Annotated in this window: 16 protein-coding genes and 1 pseudogene; 9 read left to right on the plus strand and 8 right to left on the minus strand. The window is 61.4% G+C overall.

Annotated elements, in window-relative coordinates; all coding sequences use genetic code 11:
* Positions 1-7 precede the first annotated feature (7 nt).
* From arnT to arnF, 3 genes are read left to right on the plus strand one after another with little or no spacing between them, the layout of a single operon-like run.
* Positions 8-1,681 carry a lipid IV(A) 4-amino-4-deoxy-L-arabinosyltransferase gene (arnT, locus tag MHZ97_RS20495; RefSeq protein ID WP_239315563.1) on the plus strand — a complete coding sequence of 558 codons (1,674 nt, stop codon included), beginning with the start codon at positions 8-10 and terminating at the stop codon, positions 1,679-1,681.
* On the plus strand, positions 1,678-2,010 hold the full coding sequence (arnE, locus tag MHZ97_RS20500) for a 4-amino-4-deoxy-L-arabinose-phosphoundecaprenol flippase subunit ArnE (protein ID WP_103795920.1): 333 nt from the start codon (positions 1,678-1,680) through the stop codon (positions 2,008-2,010). The genes arnT and arnE overlap by 4 nt, the downstream gene beginning before the upstream one ends.
* The gene (arnF, locus tag MHZ97_RS20505; protein WP_239315564.1) at positions 2,007-2,390 is read left to right on the plus strand and encodes a 4-amino-4-deoxy-L-arabinose-phosphoundecaprenol flippase subunit ArnF; all 384 of its coding nucleotides are present in this window, start codon (positions 2,007-2,009) and stop codon (positions 2,388-2,390) included. The genes arnE and arnF overlap by 4 nt, the downstream gene beginning before the upstream one ends.
* On the opposite strand, the gene MHZ97_RS20510 is transcribed toward arnF, so the two are convergent.
* From MHZ97_RS20510 to MHZ97_RS20540, 7 genes are all read right to left on the minus strand, one after another.
* Positions 2,385-3,872 carry a sensor domain-containing diguanylate cyclase gene (locus MHZ97_RS20510; RefSeq protein ID WP_239315565.1) on the minus strand — a complete coding sequence of 496 codons (1,488 nt, stop codon included), beginning with the start codon at positions 3,870-3,872 and terminating at the stop codon, positions 2,385-2,387. The genes arnF and MHZ97_RS20510 overlap by 6 nt on opposite strands.
* Before the next feature lie 209 nt (positions 3,873-4,081).
* Positions 4,082-5,578, minus strand: a complete 1,497-nt coding sequence (gene hutH, locus MHZ97_RS20515) for a histidine ammonia-lyase (protein WP_239315566.1) — start codon at positions 5,576-5,578, stop codon at positions 4,082-4,084.
* The gene (locus MHZ97_RS20520) at positions 5,575-6,369 is read right to left on the minus strand and encodes an ABC transporter ATP-binding protein (protein WP_103795916.1); all 795 of its coding nucleotides are present in this window, start codon (positions 6,367-6,369) and stop codon (positions 5,575-5,577) included. The genes hutH and MHZ97_RS20520 overlap by 4 nt, the downstream gene beginning before the upstream one ends.
* Before the next feature lies 1 nt (position 6,370).
* The gene (locus tag MHZ97_RS20525) at positions 6,371-7,099 is read right to left on the minus strand and encodes an ABC transporter permease (RefSeq protein WP_103795915.1); all 729 of its coding nucleotides are present in this window, start codon (positions 7,097-7,099) and stop codon (positions 6,371-6,373) included.
* 11 nt (positions 7,100-7,110) lie between these two features.
* Positions 7,111-7,830 (minus strand): ABC transporter permease, encoded by a 720-nt coding sequence (locus MHZ97_RS20530; protein WP_103795914.1) that lies wholly within the window; start codon positions 7,828-7,830, stop codon positions 7,111-7,113.
* 12 nt (positions 7,831-7,842) lie between these two features.
* Complete coding sequence (locus MHZ97_RS20535; protein ID WP_239315567.1) at positions 7,843-8,694, minus strand: transporter substrate-binding domain-containing protein; 852 nt, start codon at positions 8,692-8,694, stop codon at positions 7,843-7,845.
* A 409-nt stretch (positions 8,695-9,103) separates the two neighbouring features.
* Positions 9,104-9,367: a hypothetical protein gene (locus tag MHZ97_RS20540; RefSeq protein WP_239315568.1), complete on the minus strand. Its 264-nt coding sequence runs from the start codon at positions 9,365-9,367 to the stop codon at positions 9,104-9,106.
* Positions 9,368-9,747: 380 nt separating this feature from the next.
* Here MHZ97_RS20540 and MHZ97_RS20545 point away from each other — a divergent pair, with 380 nt between their 5' ends.
* Together MHZ97_RS20545 and MHZ97_RS20550 are read left to right on the plus strand one after the other, a co-directional pair.
* A complete protein-coding gene (locus MHZ97_RS20545) occupies positions 9,748-10,143 on the plus strand; it encodes a VOC family protein (protein ID WP_103795911.1) in 396 nt (131 codons plus the stop codon).
* Between the two features lie 61 nt (positions 10,144-10,204).
* Positions 10,205-10,675, plus strand: coding sequence for a GNAT family N-acetyltransferase (locus MHZ97_RS20550; RefSeq protein WP_239315569.1), 471 nt, complete (start codon positions 10,205-10,207; stop codon positions 10,673-10,675).
* Between the two features lie 64 nt (positions 10,676-10,739).
* On the opposite strand, the gene MHZ97_RS20555 is transcribed toward MHZ97_RS20550, so the two are convergent.
* Positions 10,740-11,828, minus strand: a complete 1,089-nt coding sequence (locus tag MHZ97_RS20555) for an NADH:flavin oxidoreductase (protein WP_239315570.1) — start codon at positions 11,826-11,828, stop codon at positions 10,740-10,742.
* 104 nt (positions 11,829-11,932) lie between these two features.
* Here MHZ97_RS20555 and MHZ97_RS20560 point away from each other — a divergent pair, with 104 nt between their 5' ends.
* From MHZ97_RS20560 to MHZ97_RS20575, 4 genes and pseudogenes are all read left to right on the plus strand, one after another.
* Entirely contained in the window at positions 11,933-12,841 is a 909-nt protein-coding gene (locus MHZ97_RS20560) for a LysR family transcriptional regulator (protein ID WP_103795909.1), read from the plus strand.
* A gap of 369 nt (positions 12,842-13,210) precedes the next feature.
* Complete coding sequence (locus MHZ97_RS20565; RefSeq protein ID WP_255729704.1) at positions 13,211-14,872, plus strand: ShlB/FhaC/HecB family hemolysin secretion/activation protein; 1,662 nt, start codon at positions 13,211-13,213, stop codon at positions 14,870-14,872.
* Positions 14,873-14,884: 12 nt separating this feature from the next.
* A pseudogene (locus MHZ97_RS20570) lies at positions 14,885-20,605 on the plus strand (filamentous hemagglutinin N-terminal domain-containing protein); the annotation flags it as partial.
* A gap of 1,147 nt (positions 20,606-21,752) precedes the next feature.
* The coding region (locus MHZ97_RS20575) for a hemagglutinin repeat-containing protein (protein ID WP_239315573.1) at positions 21,753-25,118 on the plus strand (3,366 nt) is incomplete at its 3' end.

A 25,118-nucleotide genomic window follows, 5' to 3' on the forward strand; every position in this document is an offset into this window, starting at 1 on the left:
CTTCTCTATGTGGACACCGCTGCGCGCGGGGACAAAGACGGCGCTGCTGCTGGCGCTTTTTGTCCTCTACTATCTGATACCTATTGAATTCCGCAGCCTGTGGCAGCCGGATGAAACCCGCTACGCCGAGATCAGCCGCGAAATGGTGGCGGGCGGCAACTGGGTGGTGCCGCATTTTTTCGGCCTGCGCTACTTTGAAAAACCGATCGCCGGCTACTGGGTCAATAATATCGGCCAGCTTCTCTTCGGCCATACCCTGTTCGGCGTGCGCGCCGGGGCGATTTTCAGCACCGCCCTCAGCGCGCTGCTGCTCTACTGGCTTGGCGCGCGCCTGTTCGCCAGCCGCACCGTCGCGCTGACCGGCAGCGTAATTTTTCTGACCTCGCTGCTGGTGTATGGCATCGGCACCTATGCGGTGCTCGATCCCATTCTGCTGCTGTGGCTGGTGGCGGCGATGTGCAGCTACTGGCTGGCGGCGCAGGCGGGCAGCAGGCGGCAGCGGCTCGGCGGCTATCTGCTGCTCGGCGTCGCCTGCGGCTTTGGCTTTATGACTAAAGGCTTTCTGGCGCTGGCGGTGCCGGTGCTGGCAATTACGCCCTGGGCTATCTGGCAGCGGCGCTTCGGCGAGCTGCTGCGCTGGGGGACGCTGTCCGTCGTCACGGCGCTGGCTATTAGCGCGCCCTGGGCGCTGGCGATCGCCCGGCAGGAAGGGGACTTCTGGCACTACTTCTTCTGGGTCGAACATATCCAGCGCTTCGCCGAAGCGGACGCGCAGCACAAAGCGCCGTTCTGGTACTACCTGCCGGTCTTGCTGGCGGGCGCGCTGCCCTGGCTGGCGCTGCTGCCCGGCGCGCTGGCCACGGCGTGGCGGCAGCGCGCAGAGCAGGCCGGCGCGGCCTACTTACTGAGCTGGGTGCTGCTGCCGCTGCTGTTTTTCAGCATCGCCAAAGGCAAGCTGCCTACCTATATCCTGCCGTGCTTCGCGCCGCTGGCGCTGCTGATGGCGCACTACGCCCACGGCGGCGGCGTGCGGCTCGGCAGGGTGTTTCGCATCAACGGCGCAATTAACCTGCTGTTCGGGCTGATTGCCACCGCGGCGGTGGTGATGTTCCTTGCGCCCTGGGGGCTGGCGCGCCATCCGCTTTACGCGCGCGATGAAGCGCTGCGCGCAGCGGCGGCGGCGGCGGCCTTTGCCGGCTGGGGGCTTGCGGGCTGGCTGAGCCTGCGGCCGGGGGGCAGCCGCTGGCAGCGGGCGGCGCTCTGTCCGCTGACGCTGGCGCTGCTGGTGGGGTTTGCCATTCCGCAGAAGGTGCGCGATGCGAAGCAGCCGCTGAATTTCGTCAGCGCGGTGCGTGAGCGGCTGGCGGGCAGTCGCTATCTGCTGGCTGACAATCCCGGCGTCGCCTCGGCGATCGCCTGGTCGCTGCGGCGCAGCGACATCACCCTTTATGACGCCAAAGGCGAGGTGCAGTACGGTCTGAGCTACCCCGATGCGCAGGCGCGCTACGTCGACGGCGCGGCCTTCGCTGACTGGCTGCGGGCGCATCGTCGCCAGGGGCGCGTATCGGTCGTTATGATGCTCAATTCAGACGAGAACGCGCCGGATGCGCATCTGCCGACGCCGGACGATCGCTATCAGCAGGGGCGGCTGGTCTACTACGGCTATGACGCCACGCCATGAGCCTGCTACTGATTGCGCTGGTTAGCCTGCTGAGCTGCATCGCGCAGCTCTGCCAGAAGCAGGCGGCCAACCTCGGCCGCCGTCGGGGCAACATCCACCTGACAGGGTGGATTGCCCTGAGCCTGCTGCTGCTGGGCCTGGCGATGCTGCTCTGGCTGTGGGTGCTGCGACTGGTGCCGGTTAGCGTCGCCTATCCCATGCTCAGCATTAATTTTGTGCTGGTGGCGATCGCCGCACGGGTGATCTGGCAGGAAAGCTATACGCTGCGGCAGTGGCTCGGCACGCTGGCCATTGTGGCGGGCGTGGCGCTGATGGGGAGTCATCTGTGAAAGGCTGGGTGCTGGCGCTCGGATCGGTGCTACTGGTGACGCTGGCGCAGCTGGCACTGCGCCTGGCGATGCGCGATTTTCCACCCGTCTCGGCGTTGACAGGCGTTGACTGGGTGCAGCACAGCAGCACGCTGCTGCCGCTCGCCGTCGGGCTGCTGGCCTATGCGTTCTCAATGCTCTGCTGGATGCTGGCGCTGCGCCATCTGCCGCTCAACCGACTCTATCCGCTGCTGAGCCTGAGCTACGTGCTGGTGTGGCTGGCGGCGGTGCTGCTGCCCACCTTCGGCGAGCCGTTTCGCTGGAGCGGCCTGGCGGGCGTGCTGCTGATTCTGCTCGGGCTGCTGGCCATCGCCGTTCCGCCACGGCGGACGAGACTATAGCAGGCAGAGGCCATCGCTACCGGCGATGCAGTTGCGTCCCGCCTTTTTAGCCATATAGAGCGCCTGGTCGGCGGCGAGCTTGAGCGCGTCAGGCGTCTCGCCGGGAGGCGAGGCGCTGATGCCGGCGCTCAGGGTAACGATTTTCTCCGGCAGCTCGCTCGCCTCATGCGGCAGCGCCGCGCGGCGAATCGCTTCCAGCGCCCGGTGGGCCACTTTCTCTGCGTCGCGGGCGTGGGTGCCCGGCAGAATAATCGCGAACTCTTCGCCGCCGTAGCGGGTGACCCGGTCAGTGCTGCGCAGCGGCAGGTGCTTCAGCACGGCGGCCACCTCCTGCAGGCAGCGGTCGCCGGCAATATGACCATACTCATCGTTGTAGCGCTTGAAGTAGTCCACATCGAACATAATCAGCGAGACGGGCGAGGCCGCGCCGCGCAGGCTCATCTCCAGATAAAAATCGAACTGCCGCCGGTTGCCCAGCCCGGTCAGGCCATCCAGCATCGCCAGATCGCTGAGCGTGCCGTTCAGCCGCGTCAGCTCATCCTGCGTGTGCATCAGCGCCTGCTGGCTGCGCTGGCTGGCGCGCAGCTGGCGCAGCACCAGAAAGCCGAACAGCAGCACCAGCAGCCAGGTGAAGATATTGATGCTGATGCCGGTAATATTGCTCTTCCACCAGGCGTAGCGCATCGCCTGCGTCTCATAGCCGACCGCCGTCACCAGCGGATAGCGTTCCAGCCGGGCGTAGCCAAAAAGACGCTCCTCGCCGTCGAGGCGACTCTCCCAGGTGGAGCTGCCGATGCGCGACTGGCTGAGCAGGCGGGTAAAGAGCGGGCTGGAGGAGAGGCTGCGGTTAAGCACGCTATCGGGGAAAGGGCGGGCGTAAAGCAGAATGCCCTCGGTATTCATCAGCGCCAGCATATCGCCAGGGCTCTGTTCATACCAGCCGTAAAACTGACGGAAAAAGGCGACTTTTACCGAGCCGAGCGCCACGCCGCGAAAATTTCCCTCTGCATCGTTTAGCCGCAGGGAGACCGGGATCACCAGCTCCTCGGCGCTGCGGCTGCGGATCACCTGGCCGATATGTACGCCCGGATCGGCATGGTCGCGGTGCCAGATAAACGAGTCGCGGTCGGCGTTGTTCATCTGCTTAAACGCCATGTCGCGCGAGGTGGCGAGCCAGTTGCCCTCTTTGTCATAAACGTAGAGGCCGCCCAGCTGGGGCAGCGGCAGCGAAAGCCCCGCCAGTATGCCGTGCCTGCCGCTGTAGGCCTCGGGGCGGCTATAGACCGCGTCAGCCTGGCGGGCGATTTCATCCAGCGCGATACTGACCTGAAGAAAGGTATCCTGCGCCTGGCGGGAGAGCGAGAGCGCCTGGTTGCGCGCCTGCACCGAGACATCCTGTAACCGGTGCTGCCAGGACTGCCACAGCGCCCAGCTGCACGCCGTTACGATAAACAGGCTAATAAAAAGCAGAAACAGCAGCACAAGGCGCTCTGTTTTCCTGGCGCGGGGCAATGGCAAATTCTCTCTCCGATAAAACAACGGGTTATCAGTAAAAGGTAGCAGTTAAAAACGGCCCTGCGGGCAGGGGGAAGAAAGAGAGGCGTAGCGCGGGCAAGCAAGCGCAGCGGCAGCGCGGACCGCGCCGCCGCGGAAACAGGCCCGGAAGAGGGCGACAGCCCGCCGCCAGGGGGTTACAGCGTGGTAACGTCGGGAGTGTTTTTTAACAGGTTCACCGCCTGGGCAATATCGGGTGCCAGCCAGCGATCCTGCTGCCAGTTTGCCACCACCGCGCGCAGGCTCTGTAAGGCTCGCCGCGTGCCCGAGGCGAGCGCCGCGTCGCCGTGAAAGTCGAGCGCCTGCGCCGCCAGCAGATATTCGATAGCCAGAATATGCCAGACGTTTTCCAGCAGCTTCAGCAGCTTGAGCGCCGCGCCGGTGCCCAGGCTGAGGTGATCCTCCTGCAGCCCCGAGGTGACATAGTTATCCAGCACCGCCGGCTGCGCCAGCTGGCGATTCTCCGCGCAGAGCGACGCCGCGACATATTGCGCGATCATCATGCCGGAGTTAACCCCCGGCTGCGCCACCAGAAAGGGCGGCAGGCCGCTCACCAGCGGATTGACCAGCCGGTCGAGGCGCCGCTCGGCGATGCTGCCCGTCTCCGCCATGGCGATCGCCAGCAGATCCGCCGCCATCGCCACCGACTCACCGTGCGGATTGGCCTGCGACACCACGCGCCACGCTTCCGGCGTGCCAAGCACCAGCGGGTTGTCGGTGCAGGCGTTGAGTTCGGTGTCGATCTGACGCGCGGCGTGGGCAAACTGATCCCGGCTGGCGCCGTGCACCTGCGGCATTGAGCGCAGGCTGAGGGCATCCTGAGTGCGAATGCCGACGCTGGCGGCCAGCAGCGGACTGTCGCTCAGCAGCTGACGCAGCCGCTGGCCGCTGATCTGCATGCCGGGACTCGCCTTCAGCGCCAGCACCTCGGCGTCGAACGCCGCCAGCTGGCCGCGCAGCGCCTCGAAGCTCATTGCGCCGGTGACGTCTGCCCAGTCCAGCAGGCGTGCGGCCTCGTCCAGCGCCAGGCAGGCGAGCCCGGTCATGCAGGGCGTGCCGTTTACCAGGCTTAACCCCTCTTTGGCGCCGGGACGCCAGGGTTCCAGGCCAGCCAGCGCCAGCGCCTGCGCGGCGGGCATGCGCTGGTGTTGATACTCCACCTCGCCGACGCCGATCAGCGCCAGACCGATGTGGGCCATGTGGCTCAGGTAGCCCACCGATCCCTGCGACGGCACCTGCGGCGTGATCTGGTGATTCACCAGCGCCAGCATATGCTGCACCAGTCCCGTCGAGACGCCCGACCTGCCGTGGCTGAAGTTAGCGATCGCCGCGCACAGAATGGCGCGCGCCTGCTCGCGCGTCAGCAGCGGACCGACCCCGCAGGCATGACTAAGCAGGGTATTGCGCGACAGCTGGCTAAGCTGCTCGTCCGCCAGCGTGATATTGCACAGCGCGCCGAGGCCGGTATTGACGCCGTAGGCGATTTGCCCGCTGGCAACGATCTTATCGACAATGGCGCGCCCCTGGGCGATACGCTGCCAGGCGCTGGCGCTTAAGCTCAACGACGCGTTATGCCGCGCCACCGCGACCAGCTCCTGCCACGTTATCGGCTTATCGCCCCAGATAACGGTCATGATGGCTGCTCCGCGCCGTGGTGGCTGGAGATAAACTGTTTAAAGCGCTGCGATCCCTGCTGGCCGAACATCGCCTCCGGGGCGCCCTGACAGTCAATGGTGCCCTGATGCATAAACACCACGCGGTTAGAGACGTTGCGCGCAAAGCCCATTTCGTGCGTTACCACCAGCATGGTGCGTCCCTCTTCCGCCAGGCTGCGCATCACCTTCAGTACTTCGCCCACCAGTTCGGGATCGAGCGCAGAGGTCGGCTCGTCGAACAGCATCACCTCGGGATCCATCGCCAGCGCGCGGGCGATCGCCACGCGCTGCTGCTGGCCGCCGGAGAGCTGCGCCGGATAGAAATCTTTGCGGTTAAGCAGGCCGACGCGATCCAGCAGCTGCTCCGCCTGGGCGATGCAGCTTTTCCTGTCGCGCTTCAGCACGTAGTGCGGCCCTTCAATAACGTTCTGCAGCACCGTCATATGCGACCAGAGATTAAAGCTCTGGAACACCATGCCGAGTCGGGCGCGCAGGCGCTCAATCTGCCGGGGGTTGGCCGCCAGCTGATGACCGCGCGCGTGGCGCTTCATCTCGATGGTTTCGCCGCCGACGCTGACCACGCCGGCATCGGGCGTTTCCAGCAGGTTGATACAGCGCAGCAGGGTACTTTTACCCGAGCCGCTGGCGCCAAGAATCGAAATCACATCGCCTTTATGCGCCTGCAGCGAAATACCTTTCAGCACTTCCATCGCGCCGAAGGATTTATGAATATCCGTGGCGGACAGGGTAACGGGGGAGGTGGAATGCATATTATTCTCCGACAAGCGGTTTAGCGGCGGACAACGGCTTTTTTGCCGTGCGGTGCACCGGGGTCAGACGACGTTCCAGCAGCGCGTAGAGCTGGACGATAATAAAATTAAGCAGCAGGTAGATAACGGCGGCGCAGAGAAACACCTCCATGGTGCGGTAGGTGCGCTGGATGATCTGCTGCGCGACGCCGGTAACGTCCCAGACGGTAACGAGGCTGGCCAGGGCGGTGGACTTCACCAGCAGAATCGCCTCGGTAGAGTAGGCGGGCAGCGCATAGCGCAGCATTACCGGCGCGATAATGCGGCGCAGCAGCAGCCAGCGCGACATGCCGCAGGCGAGACCAGCCTCAACCTGTCCGGCGGGCACGGCGAGCAGCGCCCCGCGCAGGATCTCCGCGGTATAGGCCGCGGTGCAGAGCGACAGCGCCAGCACCGCGCAAACAAAGGGTTCACGCAGGAGCGGCCAGACGATGCTGTGGCGGATCACGCCGAACTGCCCAAGCCCGTAGTAGATCAGAAACAGCTGGATCATTAGCGGCGAGCCGCGGAACACCAGAATGTAGCTGCGCGCGAAGGCGCTCAGCAGCCGCCAGCGGCTCATGCGCAGCGCCAGGATGCCGATTGCCAGCGCGCCACCGCACAGAAAGGCGCTGATAAACAGGCCGAGGGTCACCGGCAGGGCGGCGCTCAGCTTAAGAAAGGTGTCGGTGAGAAAGGCGACGTCAATCATGCTGCTGCTCCTTAATGCTGCGCCGCGGTGCGGCTCTGCCACGCCCGTCCGAGGCGCGACTCCGCCCGACGAAACGCCTGATTAGAGAGCAGCGTCAGCGCCAGATAGCAGGCGCCGCCGACCAGATAGAAGGTGAAGTAGTCGCGGGTGGAGCCGGCGGCGACCTGGCTGGCGCGCATCAGTTCGACAATGCCGGTCACCGAGACCAGCGCCGAATCCTTGAGGCTCATCTGCCAGACGTTCGACATGCCGGGCAGCGCGTAGCGCATCACCTGCGGCAACAGAATGCGCTGGGCGATGCGCCAGCGCGGCATGCCGATCGCCACCGCCGCTTCCACTTCGCCATTGGCCAGCGCCAGACGCGCCGCGCGATAGACCTCCCCCTGATAGGAGCCAGAGATGAGCCCGATCGCCAGCGCGCCAATCAGGAACGGCGGCGCCTCGATAAAGCCGTCCGCGCCGAACAGCTGGCCCACCAGGGTAATCAGGCCGGATCCGCCGAAATAAAACAGGTAGATCACCAGCAGTTCGGGGATACCGCGAAACACCACCGAATAGCTCTCGCCCAGCCAGCGCAGCCAGCGCTGAGAGGAGAGCCGGGCGGCCGCCACGCCGGAGCCGACGACGGCCCCGATAATTAGCGCCGCCAGCGACAGCAGCAGCGTGGTGCAGGCGGCGCTCAGGATCAGACGGCCCCAGCCGTCCGCGCCAAAACTCAGCAGGCTCATCATCTTTTACCTCTCTTACGGGGTTACGTCGGTTTTAAACCACTTTTCGCTCAGCTTTTTCACCGTGCCGTCGGCCAGCGCCGCATGAATCGCCTCGTCGAGTTTGGCTTTAAGGTCGTTATCCGCCATGCGCACGCCCATCGCTTCGCCTTCACCCCAGATCGGCCCGCCCAGCTGCGGGCCGCTGAAGGTCAGACCGGCGTTCTCTTTGCGCGCCAGCATCGACTGGGCAAAGGTGACGTCGTCAAATACCGCGTCGATGCGGCCCGATTGCAGATCGAGAATGGCGTCCGCCGATGAGGTGTATTCGCGCACCTCGGTGTCGCCTTTAAAATATTTGTCGATAAAGGGGGTGTAGACGGTGCCGGAGGCGATGCCGATGGTTTTGCCTTTCAGCGCCGCCTTGAGCGGGGCGATCGCCGCGTTGATCGCCGCCTCGTCATCGTGCAGCTTAATAATGTTGCTGTCGGCCGGCAGCAGCGGGTTCTCTTTACTGGTAATAAAGGTGGCGGGCGTTGAGGCGTAGGGCGTGGTGAAGTTGACCACTTTTTTACGATCCGGCGTAATGAAAATCGCATCCATGATCACATCATATTTGCCGGCATTCAGCCCGGCGATCATGCCGTCCCAGTTCTGCACCACCAGCTTGCACTGCGTGCCCATGCGCTTGCAGAGATCCTCCATCAGCTCAGGCTCAAAGCCGCCCAGCTTGCCGCCCGGCAGCGTCAGGTTCCAGGGTTCATAGCTTCCTTCAGTTGCTATGGTGATCGATTTCCACTCTTTCGCCTGCGCGGCCGCGCCGGTCAGCAGCAGCGTGGCGAAAAGGGTGGTGAGGCAAAAACGGCGAATAGGGGCGCGTTGCGTCATGCGGCTTCTCCTGGTCAGTAATCGATATAGACCATCTGGTGGTGAAAAGGGTGAAATGACATTTCATGTATATACAAGTAAATCTGTGCCGATACACCGTTGATCTGCTCGGTTTGTGAGCATCACTTGATAAAATTTTGTTAAATGCAGCAGGGGATTAACTTGTACATACAAGCTGCAAGAGTTGTGCCAGCTCATAATGAGTTGAAAGCGGGGAAACAGGCTTAAAAACCGGCGTCACCTTTTGCTTTTGCACCGAAAACGCGCATCGCTGCGTAAAAAGAGTGCGAGAGAGTCCAGGCCGCAGGCGCCAGCAGATATTTATTTTCATCTTAAGGTCAGGTTAATAGTGACGATAAAATCGAATATTCAGGCAGGGATGGGTGGCATTGCCTGGGTTTATAATGTTTTACGTAAAACTGATAGCAAAATATGCTGGATTGAGTTGATAGGACAAGCCTTTCCCAGCGATAGGTTTGGCTGATGTATCAATCTGTTTCAGGATATTGAATATTGTATTGACGACAGCTTTTTTTAACCGGCCATCATGACAAACAGCTTTTATTACCTCACCCTGGAATGCGACGCCACAGGCTGCTTTGTTCTGCATACCAAAGCCTGTAACAGGCTGCCCGCGATACCGCTCCGCATGTTTATCGGCACCTTTTATCATCCGCGCGATGCCCTGATGACAGCGAAACACCGAAAGGTTAATTCAAAACCCTGCCGCGAGTGCCTGACGGCAATCTGTCGCTAAAGGCGAAAGATGACGCTGGCGGGCAGGAGAGTCTCTGAGGCGAGCCAGATGACGCCGCGCAACCAGCGAAGAAAGCGTAGCAGCGCGGCGCTCAGTTCGTCAGGTGGCTCTTCCGCCACAGGATGGCCGCGGTTAATCGCGTAACCACGCCCATCCGGCGCAGCCAGATCGCGCCTCTATCGCCGTAAGGCGCTATTCCTGCGTGAATAAATCCTTCAAAGATGGTTTTTCCTTGCTGGCGAGTGGTGCATATTACAGACGGCAGCGATCTGTCAGGAGCATAAAGAGAGGTGGCTATGGAATTTCAGCATATGCGTATCGCCAGGCCGGTGAGCCTGCTGAGCGATAGCGCTCAGATCTACGTCAGCGGACTGGATCTGCAGATCATCGGCGAATTTCGCGATCACGGTGGTTTCAGCGGCTGTATGTTAGGGCGCGATGATTTGCCCTGGCATCTTGAATTCACCCAGTGTCACTTTCATCCGGTTACGCCCTCTCCGTCGGCCGAAGATCTGCTGGTTCTCTACGTGCCTGACCAGCAGAGCTGGGAGATGCGCTGCGCAAAGATGGATCGGGCTGGCTTTGTCCGAGTGGAATCGTTCAATCCCTACTGGGAGAGAAGGGGCGTGACATTTAAAGATGGCGATGGCTATCGGGTCGTGATTCAGCATATGCGCTGGGGCGAGCGCTGATGCGGCGCGGCACCGACGGGCGAGATAACCAACCCACAAAGAAAGCGACAAGGGAAAAGTGATGAGAGTAAGGCGTGCGCGACCTGACGAAGCGGAACAGTGCTGGCTCGTCAGGAATCTGGCTATCCGTGACGGCTGCCGCACCAGCTATGAGCCGGCGATCCTTCAGGCATGGACGCCAGAGGCGATGCCGGAAAGTTACCGGGACGTTATCAGAGCGAACCCCTTCTTTGTTGCTGAAGGGCCAGATACCAGGCCGGTCGCAACCGGCTTTCTTGATCTCACTTCCGGCAGCGTCGAGGCAATTTTTACCTTGCCCGATTACGCTGGCAAAGGGTTAGCCAGCAAGATTATCGAGGCGATTAAAGACGAGGCGCGCCAGCGGGGCTTTACCCGGCTAACGCTCGCCTCTACCCCTAATGCACAAAGGTTTTATGAGCGCCACGGCTTTCGCTTTGTGCAGGAAAATCTCTACCCCTCCAGGCTTGCTCAGGCAGAGCTGCGCTGCATCGATATGGTTATTGCGCTTTAGCCGCGATAACGGCGCTTTACCGCCGGGCCTGCGTTAGAGCATCGGCCCGGCAAGCTAACGAAGATTAAATTTCGCTCTGTTTGATATTGGCCACCGGCGACAGCACATTCTCCGGCAGCGCGTGCAGCGGTGCGTTTTCCGCGACGCGCGTCGGCCAGTCGTGATTGGCCAGCGCCGCCTTGCCGATCGCCACAAAATCGGCACCCTGTTCAAGCTGCGCTTCTGCCAGTTCACCGGTATCGAGACCGCCGTTAACAATAAGCACGGTATCCGGCGCCGCCTCGCGGGCGATAGCGGCAAAGGTCTGTTCGCCGTCGCTAAAGGCGGGTTTCCACGCCTGATATTCCGTTACGTGGATATAATCCACGCCCGCCTCCTGCAGCAGAGCAAACACTTTCGCCGCGCCCGCTTTGCCTTCTTTCCACTTGTGATGGAAATCGTTGACCTTGCCCTGAGAGATGCGCACGCCCAGCATGGCATCAGGCCCGATTTGCGCCCGCACCGCCTTAATCACCGCCAGCGTCAGGCTGAGGCGCGCTTCGATATCGCCGCCCCAGCGGTCGGTGCGCTGATTGGTGTAGTCGGTCAGAAACTGATCGAGCAGATAGCCATTGGCTGAATGGATCTCGACGCCGTCAAAACCCGCCGCGTTGATCGCACGCGCCGCGCTGGCGGCAAAGGCGTCAATCGCCTGCTGGATCTGCGCCTCGCTCATCGCCTCCGGCAGCGCATAATCGCCCTGACCGTGGTAGAAGCCGAGCTGCTGGCCGACCGGCTGCACTGCCGAAGGAGCGACGGTGGAGCGGCGATAGATATTGGCCTGCGACAGCGCGCCGCCATGGATCAGCTGCGCGATAAAGACGGCACCCTGGCTTTTCACGGCATCAACCACCTTGCGCCAGCCCTCTACCTGCTCATCGGTTACAATACCGGGCTGAAAAGCGTAGGTCTGCGACCAGGCCTGGTCGACATAGAGCCCCTCTGAAATCACGCCGCCGAAGCCGCCGCGCGCAAAGCTGGCGTAGTAGCGCTGCATCAGCTCGCCCGGCACGCCAGCTTCCGAGGCGGAGATGCGGGTCATCGGCGCCACCATGGCGCGGTTGGTAAAGTGCGTGCCCTTGATGGTGGCGGCAGTGAAAAGTCGTTTAGTCATAGTGCAGCATCCCCTGAATCATTATCTGATTAAACTATTGTAATGCAGCCTCCTGCGGCGAATAATCGCCAAAATCGACAAGCTGTATAACGGATATCGTTACAATGGACTTAAAAAACGTTGAGATTTTCTGCAGCATTGCCGACACCGGCAATCTTACCGAGACGGCCAGGCGCATTAACGCAACGGCGATGACCATCTCCCGACGGTTAGCGCAGCTGGAGAGCGAGCTGGGGGTGCGCCTGTTTCAGCGCACCACGCGCGCGGTGTCGTTAACCAGCGAAGGGGAGGCGTTTCTGCCCTATGCGCGCCTGATGCTGGAGGCGGAAGAAACCGCCAGGAGTCTGTTTACCTCCGCAGCGCAGGGCGCCAGCGGGCTGCTGCGCGTTACCGCGGCGTCGGAATTCGGCAAGCGTCATCTTCTGCCGCTGCTCCCTGCAATAATGGAGGCGAACCCCGCGCTGCAGGTCGATCTCAACCTGAGCGACAGCCTGGTCGATATCGTCGGGCAGGGCTATGACATGGCGCTGCGGCTGGCGCCGCTGAAGGACTCAACGCTGATCGCCCACCGGCTCGCCGATAATCCGCGGATACTCTGCGCCGCGCCCGGCTATCTGGCGCGCTATGGCCAGCCGGCCAGCCTCAGCGATCTGCAGCAGCATCGCTGCCTGAAAATATCCGGGGTGGCGCACTGGATGTTCGAGCAGCACGGCCAGGTGGTGAACTGCCCGATCGCCGCACGCTTCAGCTGCAGCAGCGTCGAGGGGGTGCGGGAGATGTGCGTGGCCGGTATCGGCATCGCGCAGCTGACCTTTCTTGATGTTCGTGACGAGCTGCATCGGGGAGAGCTGGTGGAAATTGCGCTGGCGGATGCCAGTCGACACGCGCTGGCGGTCTGGGCGCTGCTGCCGACCCGACAGTATATGCCTTACCGAACGACGCTGCTGTTAAAGGCGCTGAAAGCGGCGCTGCAGCCCTTCGATGCCGGGCAAAACGGTAAAGATCCCCTTTAGCCGCTGTGGTAAAAGGGGCGTCGATACCGTCGCGGGCTGATTTCAGACCGAGGGGAGAGCCACTCTTCTGTATAAGGCGCTGTAGCGACGCCTGCATTATTTATCAGTTACGTTTACGATCTAATTAACAGCGCGAATAACGTTAATCAGTAATATCAGCCTGCCGCCAGATTATTTATGCGTTAATAGTCAGCGCCATCTTTAATGCTTTTAATTTGAGTTAATTAATCATTTAACGCCTTGCTGTATTAAATCAGCGGGAAATTGCTTTTTTCTGCATTTAACCGGAACTTTCCCATTGTTTTGGTAATATTCTGTGTCGCAGGGAAGGGAAGACGATTATAATTAACTTAACTTAAGTTTTTAATAATGGCTAAATCAGGGATGTTACTGGCGCTGTGCGTCAGCTTATTTGCAACTTCAGCTATTGCGGCGCCGTTAAATCCTGCCGACCGCGATTATATTCAAAATCAGCAGCAGCAGCGGCTGAATCAGGATCGGCAGCAGCGCGATGCCCTCTGGAACGCCGTGTCGACTGAACGCGCGCCCGCTGCGGCCTCCTCGCAAACCGGCCCCTGTTTTCCGGTTCACGCCATCGATATTCGCAACGCCTCGCTGCTCTCTGCGCGCCAGCGGGAAAGAATTACCGCGCCCTATATTCATCGCTGCCTTAACTTATCGGAAATTAACGCGCTGGTGCATGGCATTTCCGACTGGTATATGCAGCGCGGCTATATTACCAGCAGGGCGTTCCTGACCGAACAGGATTTATCCAGCGGCGAGCTGATTATTCCGGTGCTGGAGGGGAGGCTGGATGAAATTCGGCTTGAGGGCGAGCATCCGCGCGTCCTGGCGATGGCTTTTCCCGGACTGGAAGGCAACATCCTCAACCTGCGTGATATTGAGCAGGGTATGGAGCAAATTAACCGGGTGCGCAGCACGCCGGTGCAGATCGATATTCAGCCGTCACCCAAAGCGGGCTATTCCGTGGTTAATCTCACCGCGAAGCCGGAATTTCCCCTGAGCGCCGCTGTGGGCGTTGACAACAGCGGGCAGAAAAGCACCGGCGTCGGCCAGCTCAGCGCTTCGCTCACCGGCAATAACCTGCTCGGGCTGGCGGACCGCTGGTTTATCAGCGGCGGACGCAGCAGCGCCTTTAGCGACTGGCGCGACGCGCAGAACCTGCAGGGGGGCGTCAGCGTGCCGTACGGCTACGGACTGCTCGACTACAGCTACAGCTGGAGCAGCTATCACAGCAGCTTCGTCAACAACGGCTTTACCTGGCTGAGCAACGGCGACAACGTTGCGCACCGCCTGAATGGCTCGTGGGTGCTGTTCCGCAACGGCGATATCAAAACCGGCGCGCAGCTCGGCCTGAACCACTACACCAGCCATAACTTCCTCAACCATACGCTGCTCGCTGGCAGCAGCCGCAAAATCACCAGCCTGCAGCTGGGGCTCAACCACACGCAAAAAATGTTCGGCGGGGTGGCCACGCTGAACCCGACCTTCAGCCGCGGCATGCCCTGGTTTAATGCCGAAAGCGACGCGGGCAAAAGCGACCAACTGCCCAAGGCGCAGTTCCGCAAGTGGAGCCTGGGCGGCAGCTTCCAGCGCCCCCTCGCAAAGGATCTCTGGTGGCTCAGCAGCCTCTATGGCCAGTGGTCGCCCGATCGGCTTTACGGCAGCGAGCGCCTGACGCTCGGTGGCGAAAGCTCGGTGCGCGGCTTTAAAGAGCAGTATCTCTCCGGCGACGTCGGCGGCTACCTGCGTAACGAACTCAGCTACCGCCTGTTCACGCTGCCGGTCATGGGCGAGGTGAGCGCGCTGGCCGCGGTGGACGGCGGCTGGCTGAAAAGCGACGCGCAGAACCGGGAAGCGACCGGCACGCTGTGGGGCAGCGCCATCGGACTCGGCACGCGCGGCCGCTATTTTTACACCCAGTACACCCTCGGCATTCCCCTCAGCTATCCTGGCTATCTGCAGCCGGATCGCGTCAGCATTTACGCCCGCGTCGGGCTGGTTTTCTAAGAGGCAAAGATTATGGACGATCGTCAACCTGTTTCCCTTGCCCGCCGCGCGCTGAGCTACCTTATCTGTTATCTGGTGGCCGTGCAGCCGATGCTGCCCGCGGCGGCGGCGCAGATTACTCCGGTCACCCGCGGCACGCAGTTGGATGCCGCGGGCAACGGCGTGCCGGTGGTCAATATCGCCACGCCCAACGGCGCAGGCGTTTCGCATAACCAGTACCAGCAGTACAACGTCGGACAGGAAGGGCTGATCCTCAATAATGCCACCGGCCAGCTTAATCAGACGCAGCTGGGCGGCCTGATCCAGAACAACCCCAACCTGAAAGCCGGGCAGGAAGCGCGGGCGATCATCAACGAAGTGACAGGCGCCAACCGCTCCCGGCTGCAGGGCTACACCGAAGTGGCGGGCAAAGCCGCCAGCGTGATGGTCGCCAACCCGTACGGCATTACCTGCAACGGCTGCGGCTTTATTAACACGCCGAACGTCACGCTTACCACCGGCAGGCCGCAGCTGGATGCGAACGGCAACCTCGCCGCGCTGGAAGTGAGCAAAGGCGCGGTGATCGTCGAGGGCAAGGGGCTGGACGGCAGCAGCGCGGATGCGGTGTCGATCGTCGCGCGCGCCACGGAAATCAATGCTGGTATCCATGCGAAAGATCTCTCGGTGACGCTGGGCGCGAACCGCGTCGGTGCAGATGGCTCGGTCACGCCGATCGCCGGCGAAGGGGCCGCGCCGTCGGTGGCGGTGGATACCGGCGCGCTGGGCGGCATGTACGCCAACCGCATTCGCCTTGTCTCAAGTGAAAAGGGTGTAGGCGTTAACCTCGGCAACCTGGTGGCGAAACAGGGCGATATCCAGCTCGACAGCAGCGGACAGCTGACGCTGAATACCAGCCTGAGCAGCGGAGCGCTGACGGCAAAAGGTGCGTCGGTCGCGCTAGGCGGCGATAACAAAGCGGCCGGGCAGATTGCCGTTAACGCGCAGCAGGATGTCGCCATCGGGCCGGGTGCGCTGGTGAGCGATGCCGACATCACCGTGTCGGCCAGCGGCAATCTCACCACGCAAGGCGCAAATCTCACGGCGGGGCGGGATATTCGCCTAAGCGGCGGCACGCTGTCGGCAGACCAGGCCAGCCGGGGAAATGCGGGGGAGACGATTCAGCTGCAGGCGGCTAAGCAGCTGAGCCATGCCGGGCAATTTACCGCTGGCAAAACGCTCTCTGCCACCGCGCAGCAGCTCGATAACCGCGGTTCGCTTGCCGCGGCCGCGACCACGCTCAGCGCGGGCACCTTAACCAACCACAGCGGCGCGACCCTCGCCGGCAGCGGCAGCCTTGCGGTGCGCAGCGATTATCTGCTCAACCAGGGCGTGCTCTCCGCACCCGCGCTGACACTCGACAGCGTGCAAACCGACAACAGCGGCCTGCTGCAGGGCGCGGATGCGCTCAGCTTCAGCGGCGGTCAGCTCAACAACCTGGCGGGCGGCACCCTCAGCTCAAATAACGGCTTCTCGCTCTTTTTCCAGAATCTGGATAACGGCGGGCTTATCAGCAGCGGCGCAACGCTGACGCTGGGCGGCCGCAGCCTGACCAACAGCGGAGAAATTAACGCCGCGAACCTGACGGCGCGCAATGAGACGATCGTCAACGGGGGTGGCTCGCTGCTGGCGGAGCACCGCCTGCAGCTGAACAACGACACCCTGGACAACAGCGGAAAAATTGCCGCCGAACAGCTGGCCATTAACAGCGGCAAGGTAAGCAACAGCGGGACGCTGCAGGCGAAGCAGACGCTGGAGACGCAGGGCCAGCAGCTCGACAACCGCGGAACGCTGCTGAGCGACGGGCAGCTAACCCTCAAGGCCGACGCGCTCAGTAACGCAGGCGCGCTGCAGGGGCAGCAGTTAACCATCACGGCAAGCAGCGGGCTGAACAGCGGCAAGGTGCTGAGCCTGGGAGATGCGTCGCTTACGCTGGATCACCTCAACAACAGCGGCACTCTTCTCAGCCAGCAGGCGCTGCGGCTCAGCAGCGGGGAAACCGACAATAACGGGCTGATTCAGGGCACCCGTGCGCTCAGCCTGAAGGGACAACGCCTCACTAACCTGGCGCAAGGCACGGTCAGCTCGGAGAACAGCTTTGGCCTCAATCTGCCCGAGCTAAACAACCTGGGCCTTATCACCAGCGGCAGCACCCTGACGCTGGCCGGTGCCAGCCTGACCAACGGCGGCGAGATCAACGCGGCGGATATCGTTGCTAATAACGACAGCTTCAGCAACCAGCAGGGCGCGCGGCTGCTGGCGGATAACGCCCTGCAGCTCAATAACGCCAGCCTGACCAACGGCGGAGAGATCGCCGCCAGCCAGCTGAATATCGACGGCGCAACCCTGATAAACAGCGGCACCCTGCAGGGCAAACAGGCGCTGCTCGCGGCAGATCAGCGGCTCACCAACAGCGGCACCCTGCTGAGCGGCGGCGAGCTGAAGCTGAATGCTGGCCAGCTTGAAAACAGCGGCCTGATGCAGGGCCAGCAGCTGAACCTGACGGCCGCCGACTGGCAAAACCGTGGCAACGCGCTCAGCGTCGGCGACGCACAGCTTAAGGCTGACAGCCTGAATAACAGCGGCAAAATCCTGGGGCAGCAGGGCGTGCAGCTGCAGGCGGGCAAAACAGACAACAGCGGCTGGCTGCTGGCGCAGGTGCTGACCTTGCAGAGCGATCTGGTAAACAGCGGGCTGATGCAGGGCGCGGACGCGCTGACGCTCCAGGGCAACCAGCTCAGCAACCAGACGAGCGGTCAGCTTCTCAGCGGCGGAACGCTGGCGGTGCAGGGAGATAATCTTACTAACCAGGGCAGCCTGCAGGGTGATCGGATCGATCTGCGGGTAAACAGCTGGCAGAACCCAGGCAGCGCGCGCGCTGCCTCGCAGCTCAGCGCAGAGGTCAACGGCCTGCTGGATAACGGCGGCACGCTGCTGAGCGAAAAGCGTGTTGACCTGACAAGCGGCGAGACGCGCAACGCCGGTACGCTGGCGGCGGACCAGCTTCATGTCACAACAGCGAATCTCTTTAACGCAGGACTGCTGCAGGGCAACAGCGCGCTTACCCTCAGCGGCGCGACTATTGCCAATGCGGTCGGCGGCCAGCTTATCAGCGGCTCTTCGCTGTCGCTCTCGCCGGCGACGCTGACCAACGCCGGACTGCTGCAGATTTCTGGCGACTTCGACTTAAACGGACGCGACTTCAGCAACAGCGGACGGGTCACGGCGGACAACGTCACTACCCGACTGACCGGCACGCTGAGCAACGGCGATGCCGGGGTGCTGCTGGCGCGCCAGCAGGCAACGCTGCAGGCCGCGACGCTGGATAACGCCGGTACCCTGGCTGCGCAGCAGCTCACGGCGACGGGCGACCGCTTAGCGAATCGCGGTCTTATGCAGGGCGACGCGGCGCTGTCGGCCGGTTTTGGTCAGCTCAACAACCTGAGCGCGGGCACCTTACTGAGCGGCGGCGATCTCGGCCTGCAGGCAACCAGCGGCAGCAATGCTGGCGCGATGCAGGGCAGCGATCTGCACTATCAGTTCGGCGAGCTGACCAACAGCGGCACGGTGAACGGCATTGCGACGCTGACCGGCACCACGGCCGGGCTGCTCGACAACAGCGGTACGATGGTAACAAAAGGCAGCGCCAGCCTGACGGCGGGCCGTCTGGACAACCGCGGCAGACTGATGGCGGATAGCCTGTTGCTGCGCGGCGATACGCTCAGCAACAGCGGACTGTGGCAGGGCAGCACGCTGCTGGACGCGCAGGCGACGAACGCCGTCACGCAGATATCGTCCGGTAAGGCCCTGAGCGGCGGCGATCTGCTGCTCAGTGCGCGCGATCTGAACAGCGACGGCACGCTGCAGGGCAACCGCGTGCAGATCGATGCTGAGAGCTGGCAGCATCAGGGCTCGCTGCTGAGCAGCGGCAATCTTACGGCGTCGATCAGCGGCGCGCTGCGCAACGGCGGCGCGGTGATGTCGCAGGGTACGTCGCTGATTACCGCGCAGGATGCAGAGAACAGCGGCTCGCTGCTGGCAGAAAAAGCGATGACGCTGCGGGGTGGTGTGCTTAACAACGGCGGCACCGTGCAGGGCGAGACGCTGACTGTTACGCCCGCCAGCGTCACCAATCAGGGCAGCCTGATCGGCCTGCAGTCGCTGACGCTGGGCCCGGCCGCAGCGGTTCGCGCCCTGCGCCTGCTGGCGGTACAGGCTCAGCCAGCGCGCGTCCTGATCAACAATCCCGGCGGACAGCTGCTGACGCAGGGCACGCTGAGCATCACCGGCGATACCGTCACCAATAACGGAACGTGGCAGGGACAGCAGATCCTGCTGAACGCCGCAAGTCTCGCCAACGGCGGCGCGATCCAGAGCGCCGACGCCATGCAGCTCAACCTGCGCGACCGGCTCTCATCCTCGGCAGGCAGTAAAATTACCGCCAACGGCACCGCCGCGCTCAGCGCGCTCAGCCTCAGCAATCAGGGACAGTGGATAGCGAAAAACCTGACGCTGAACGGCACCACCTTAGATAACGGCGGAGAGATTTCTGGCGTTAACGGGCTAACGACCCTGCTTGGCAATACGCTGACGCAGCAGCAGAACGGCTCGCTGCTGAGCGGCGGCCGGCTGGAGCTGCAGGCCGCCGCCGTTAATAACGCCGGACGGGTGCAGGGGGCGGATCTGGCCATGACCACCGGCACCGTCGCCAACAGCGGGCGCCTGCAGGGCGAGAGCAACCTGCTGCTCACCGCCAGCGGCCGCGTAACCAACGAGGGCAGCGGTACGCTGCTCAGCCAGAGCGGACTGACGCTTACCACGCCGGAGCTCTATAACTACGGCCTGATTCAGGGGGCGAACAGCCGCCTCACCGCCAACAGTTCGGCAACCAATACCGGCAGAGTACTGTCGGCCGGTGAGCTGACGCTGAACGCGCCGCAGCTGACCAACAGCGGCTGGCTGCAGGCGACGCAGCTGACGCTGAATGCGGCAAACGCCAGCAACAGCGGCACGCTGCTGGCCGACGGGCAGGGCACGCTGACAGGCGCGCAGCTGCAAAACCAGGGTACCGCGCAGGGCGGCAGCCTGACGGTGAACTATGCGCAGCTCACCAACAATGGAACGCTGCTGGGCGTCAGTCAGCTTAACGTGAAGGCGTCGCAGGTGACGCAGCAGGCGAGCGGCAGACTCTTCAGCGGCGGCAACCTGCTGCTGGAGAGCGGCGGCTTCGACCAGCTGGGTCAGGTGGTGGCGCTCGGCGACGCCGCCCTGAACCTGATTAACGGCTTCACCGTCCGCAACACGCTGGCGGCGGGCAACCGGCTCAGCATCAGCAGCAACGGCGCGATCGATAATCAGAGCACCCTGCAGGGCCAGGCGCTGACGCTGAGCGCGGGCGGCGATTTGACCAATAACGGCCAGATCACCACCGGGAGCGGCGACAGCAGCCTGAGCGGCAACCGCATCGCCCTGAACAGCAGCGGCACCTTACAGGGCGGCGGCAACGTCAGCCTGAACAGCCGCAGCGACATCGCTGTCGATGGTTTTACCGGGACGCTGGGCAGTCTGACTCTTAGCTCACCGGGCAGCATCGTCAACGCTGCGCTGCTCTATGCCGGGCAAAACCTGGCGCTCTACGCGAACAGCATCCGCAACCAGCGCGGGGATATGCTGGCGGGCAACAGCCTGTGGATGCAGGGCGATGCGGCGGGGAGTGCGAATGGTGAGGTGATCAATACGTCGGGCACTATTGAGTCGCAGAATGGCGATATCAATATTAAGACCGGGCATCTGCTGAATACGCGGGATGGGCTGCAGGTTAAGCAGACTGACACTACTGCGCCAACGCGGGCGGGCGTGGGCGATGCAACCATTAAAATCAGTATTAACGATTTGCCGGCAGGATCTTATGGTTCGTACTCAATCACCACTTATACCGAAAGCGGCGGTGGCTGCGCTGGTGCCGACGGTGGTTGCTCTGTTCACACCTCAACAAAATATTACTATGCGCCGCTAGCGGAAGTGGCCACGCAGAAATTTGCCTTAACCAGCTCAACCGTTGATGTTATCAGTAATGGCGGCGCAGGTCGTATTGCGTCCGGGCGTAATATCAATGCTCAGGCAGGGAGTCTGGATAATCAGGCCAGCAACATCCTGGCGCAACGCAATATTACTTTGTCAGGAAACCAACTGAACAACCAGTCCTGGCAGGCAGGAACACAAAACGACTATCTGGTGTACCAATGGAAAGGGAAGTCACCTGCTACAGGCTTGCCTGCGGGTTCAAGATTACCTAACGCCGAAAGCAATTATATTGTCTATAGCCTTACCGACCATGAAACTAATTTCACACCCGGCGAACTTTATCGTTCAGTGATTCAGGCTGGCGGCAACGTCAGCGCCAGCTTTAGTGGTGACATTAGCAATACATCCACCACTGCTAATGCCGGGTGGAACGGCAATACCCTGACCGCACCTGCCGTCGCTGGGTTAGCCGCACTGAACCAGACAGGCACGACGCAGCGCCAAACCTTAGCAGCCAGCAGCCAGCAGCCAGGTTGCCGTAAACTCGCCTGCATGGCGGGATCAGCTACAGAATGCGTTACAGCAGGTAAATGGTGGCGTGGCGCTGGATGGGACAAAACCGGACGAAGCGTCTCTGACGCAACTGTCAGCCGCACATCAGGGCCTGGCTGCATTGGGTCAGGCGGGTAACCTGGTAAAAGGCAACCTTACACCCACTTCTTTGCTGCACAATATACCCACAGAAGTTGATACCAGCGCTTATCCTCTGCCAGTCAGCAACAATGGTTACTTCGTTGCGGGTAACAATGACAGCCCCTATTTGATCACCATCAACCCCAAACTGAACGGGCTGGGGCAACTCGACAGCAATCTCTTTGGCGATCTCAATACGCTATTAGGCAAACATCCCGGCAGCGCGCAGACGGAAACCCGTCAGCAATATACCGACGTCAATACCTTCCTTGGATCGTCATATCTGCTTAACCGGCTGGACCTCAAACCAGATAGCGATTACCGCTTTCTTGGCGACGCGGCTTTTGATACGCGATACGTCAGCAATACAGTTCTGAATCAGACGGGCAGTCGTTATCTGCACGGCATTGGCTCGGATCTGGACCAAATGCGCTATCTGATGGATAACGCCGCGGCCGCACAGCAGTCGCTGGGGCTACAGTTCGGCGTATCGCTAAGCGCCGATCAGGTGGCTGCGCTGGATAAAAGCATTATCTGGTGGGAAGCGACGACAATTAATGGCCAGACGGTAATGGTGCCGAAAGTTTATCTGTCATCTAAAGATGCCGAAATGAATAACGGCAGCGTGATTGCAGGCAACAATGTCACCTTATCCAGCGGCAATATCGTTAACGATAGCAGCACACTGACGGCAAAAAATGGCATGGCCGTCGACAGTCTGAACCGTATTGATAACCTCAGCGCCGGACTTATCAGCGCAAGCGGTGACCTGCAACTCAGCGCGCTTGGCGATATCAATAATGTGAGTTCAGCCATAAAGGGCAAAAAGGTCGAGCTTGAGAGCCTCAATGGCAGCATCAACAGCATTACCACCTCGCAGCAGTGGAGCCTGGATGCAGGTACCAAATCGTTTAGCGAAACCCTCAATGGGCAGACTGCTTCAATAACATCAATTGACGATCTGAGCCTGAGCGCCGGAAATAACATCGGGCTGACAGCAGCAAACCTGTCTGCGGGCGGCAATTTATTGCTGAACGCCTGGAACGATATCGCCATCAAGGGCAATCAGCAGATCGAAGGTCAGTCTCAGAGCGGTAAAAAAGCAGGCTGGTATAAGACCGAAAAAAGCAGTACTCAAACGGTGAGCAATGTCGGCAGTCAGATAGCCGCTGGTGGTGATCTGGCGCTAAACGCGGGACATAACCTGAGCATCATCGCCAGTTCGCTTGCGGGCAAAGGTGATACTGCCCTGGCAGCAGGCAACGATGTAAATCTTAACAGCGCCGCTACCAGCCAGAACAGCAGCAAAGGGAATAAAGAGTCGCATACTTCTGACGTTGACCGCACAGCCATAACCAGCGGCGGCGACCTTTCGATTTCAGCCGGACGCAATCTAACCAGCCAGGTAGCAGCAATCGTTGCAGACGGCGATGTCGAACTGCAGGCCGGACGGGATATCAACCTGAACGCGGAAGAGAGCCGAACCGGCAACAGCGAACGCGGCAGCAAGAAAACCGTTATCAATGAAACGGTACGTCAGCAGGGCACTGAAATTGTCAGCGGCGGCAGCGCTACGCTGGTGGCTGGAAACGATATTACCAGCCAGGCAAGCACCCTCACCGCGAACAACGATCTGGCGCTGCAGGCCGGACACGATGTGAACATCACGACCGCCACGGAGAGCGATTACGCCTACAAAGAGGAGACAAAAACCAAAAAAGGCCTGTTCAGCAAAAAGACCACCCACACCATCAGTGAAGAGAGCGCCACCGCTGAAAAAGCTTCGCAGCTGAGCGGCGATCGCGTTTCAATTATCGCGGGCAATGACCTGACGGTGAAAGGATCCTCGGTTATTGGCGCAGGCGATGTGGGCCTGAAAGCCGGGAACGATCTCACCATCGCGGCGGCTACCGATACCCAGACCAGCTATCGCCTGAGCGAAACCAAAAAGAGCGGCATGTTTAGCGGCGGCGGCATTGGCGTGACATTTGGCAGCGCCTCCTCGAAACAGCAGCTGAAGCAGGACGGTACTACCCAGAGCCAGAGCGCCAGCACCGGCGGTAACGTGACGCTGGTTGCCGGTCAGGATGCGCGCGTAGCGGGTTCCGACGTGATCGCAAAGCAGGATATCAGCCTTGTTGGCGGATCGGTTACTATCGATCCAGGCAACGACACGCTGACGCGACGTCAGAGCTATGAGCAGAAGCAGAGCGGCCTGACGCTGCAGCTCACCAGCCCCATCACCGACGCGCTGCTGAGCCTGGGCTCTCAGGCGAAAGAGGCCAGCCAGGCGGGGGACGATCGCCTGAAGGCGCTTAACGCCGTGAAGATGCTGGAAAGCGGCTGGGCGATGTCAGACGCGGCAAAAGATTCTGCGCTGGCGCTGGCGCTGGCAAATGGCAAAATAGACGATGTCGGCATTAAAATCGAGCTTAACGTCGGGTCCAGCAAGAGCAAATCCTCATCGGAATACAGCAGCAATACCGTCAGCGGCAGTTCGCTCAGCGGGGGCGGTAGCGTCGCTGTTGTCGCCACCGGCGCGAACGGCACCAGCGGCGATCTAACGCTGGCAGGCAGCAGTATCACTGGCAAAGATGTGACGCTGGCGGCCGCGCACGACCTGAACCTGGTCGCCGCCAGCAACCATACCGAACAGAAGAGCAGCAACAAATCGTCCGGCTGGAGCGCCGGGGTGCATGCCGCCATCGGTAAGCAAACCGGCTTCGGCGTACAGGCCAACGGCTATATGGCCAGTGGCGGTGAGAACGGCGACAGCACGACCAACGTCAACAGCCGCGTTAACGCGAAGGATAACCTGACGCTCAGCAGCGGCAACGACATGCTGCTCTCCGGCGCCCAGGCGCTGGGCGACAGCATCAGCGTTAACGCAGGCAATAACCTCACGCTCACCAGCCTGCAAGACACCGATAACTATCAGAGCAAACAGCAGAGCGCCAGCGGCGGCTTCAGCTTCACCTGGGGCACGGGCGGTTCGGCCGGGTTAAGCCTCAGCAAAAGCAAAATAAACAGCGAGTACGCCAGCGTCGGCGACCAGAGCGGGCTGTTTGCGGGCGACGGCGGCTATGACATCTTTGTCGGCAACCATACGCAGCTTAACGGCGCGGTCATCGCCTCTACCGCGGATGCGGCGAATAACCGCCTGTCTACCGGCACGCTGGGCTGGGACAGCATTGATAATCACGCCTCCTATAGTGCCAGCAGCGCCTCCTTCGGCATCAGCGGCGGCTATAAAAGCGAGAATGCACCGGGCCAGCAGTTTGCGGGCGGCGCGCTCCCACCGACCTTTGTGAATATGAGCGGCAGCGCTTCCGGCACCACGCGTTCGGCGGTGGCGGACGGTGCGATCACGGTGCGCGACGCTCAGCACCAGGCACAGGACGTGACGGGCCTCAGCCGCGACACTGAAAACGCCAACGGCCGCATCGACAAGATTTTCGACAAGGATAAAGTCAACAACCAGATGGCTTTTGCG

The organism is Pantoea sp. ACRSC (genome assembly GCF_022346785.1).
Taxonomy (GTDB): Bacteria; Pseudomonadota; Gammaproteobacteria; order Enterobacterales; family Enterobacteriaceae; genus Pantoea; species Pantoea alvi.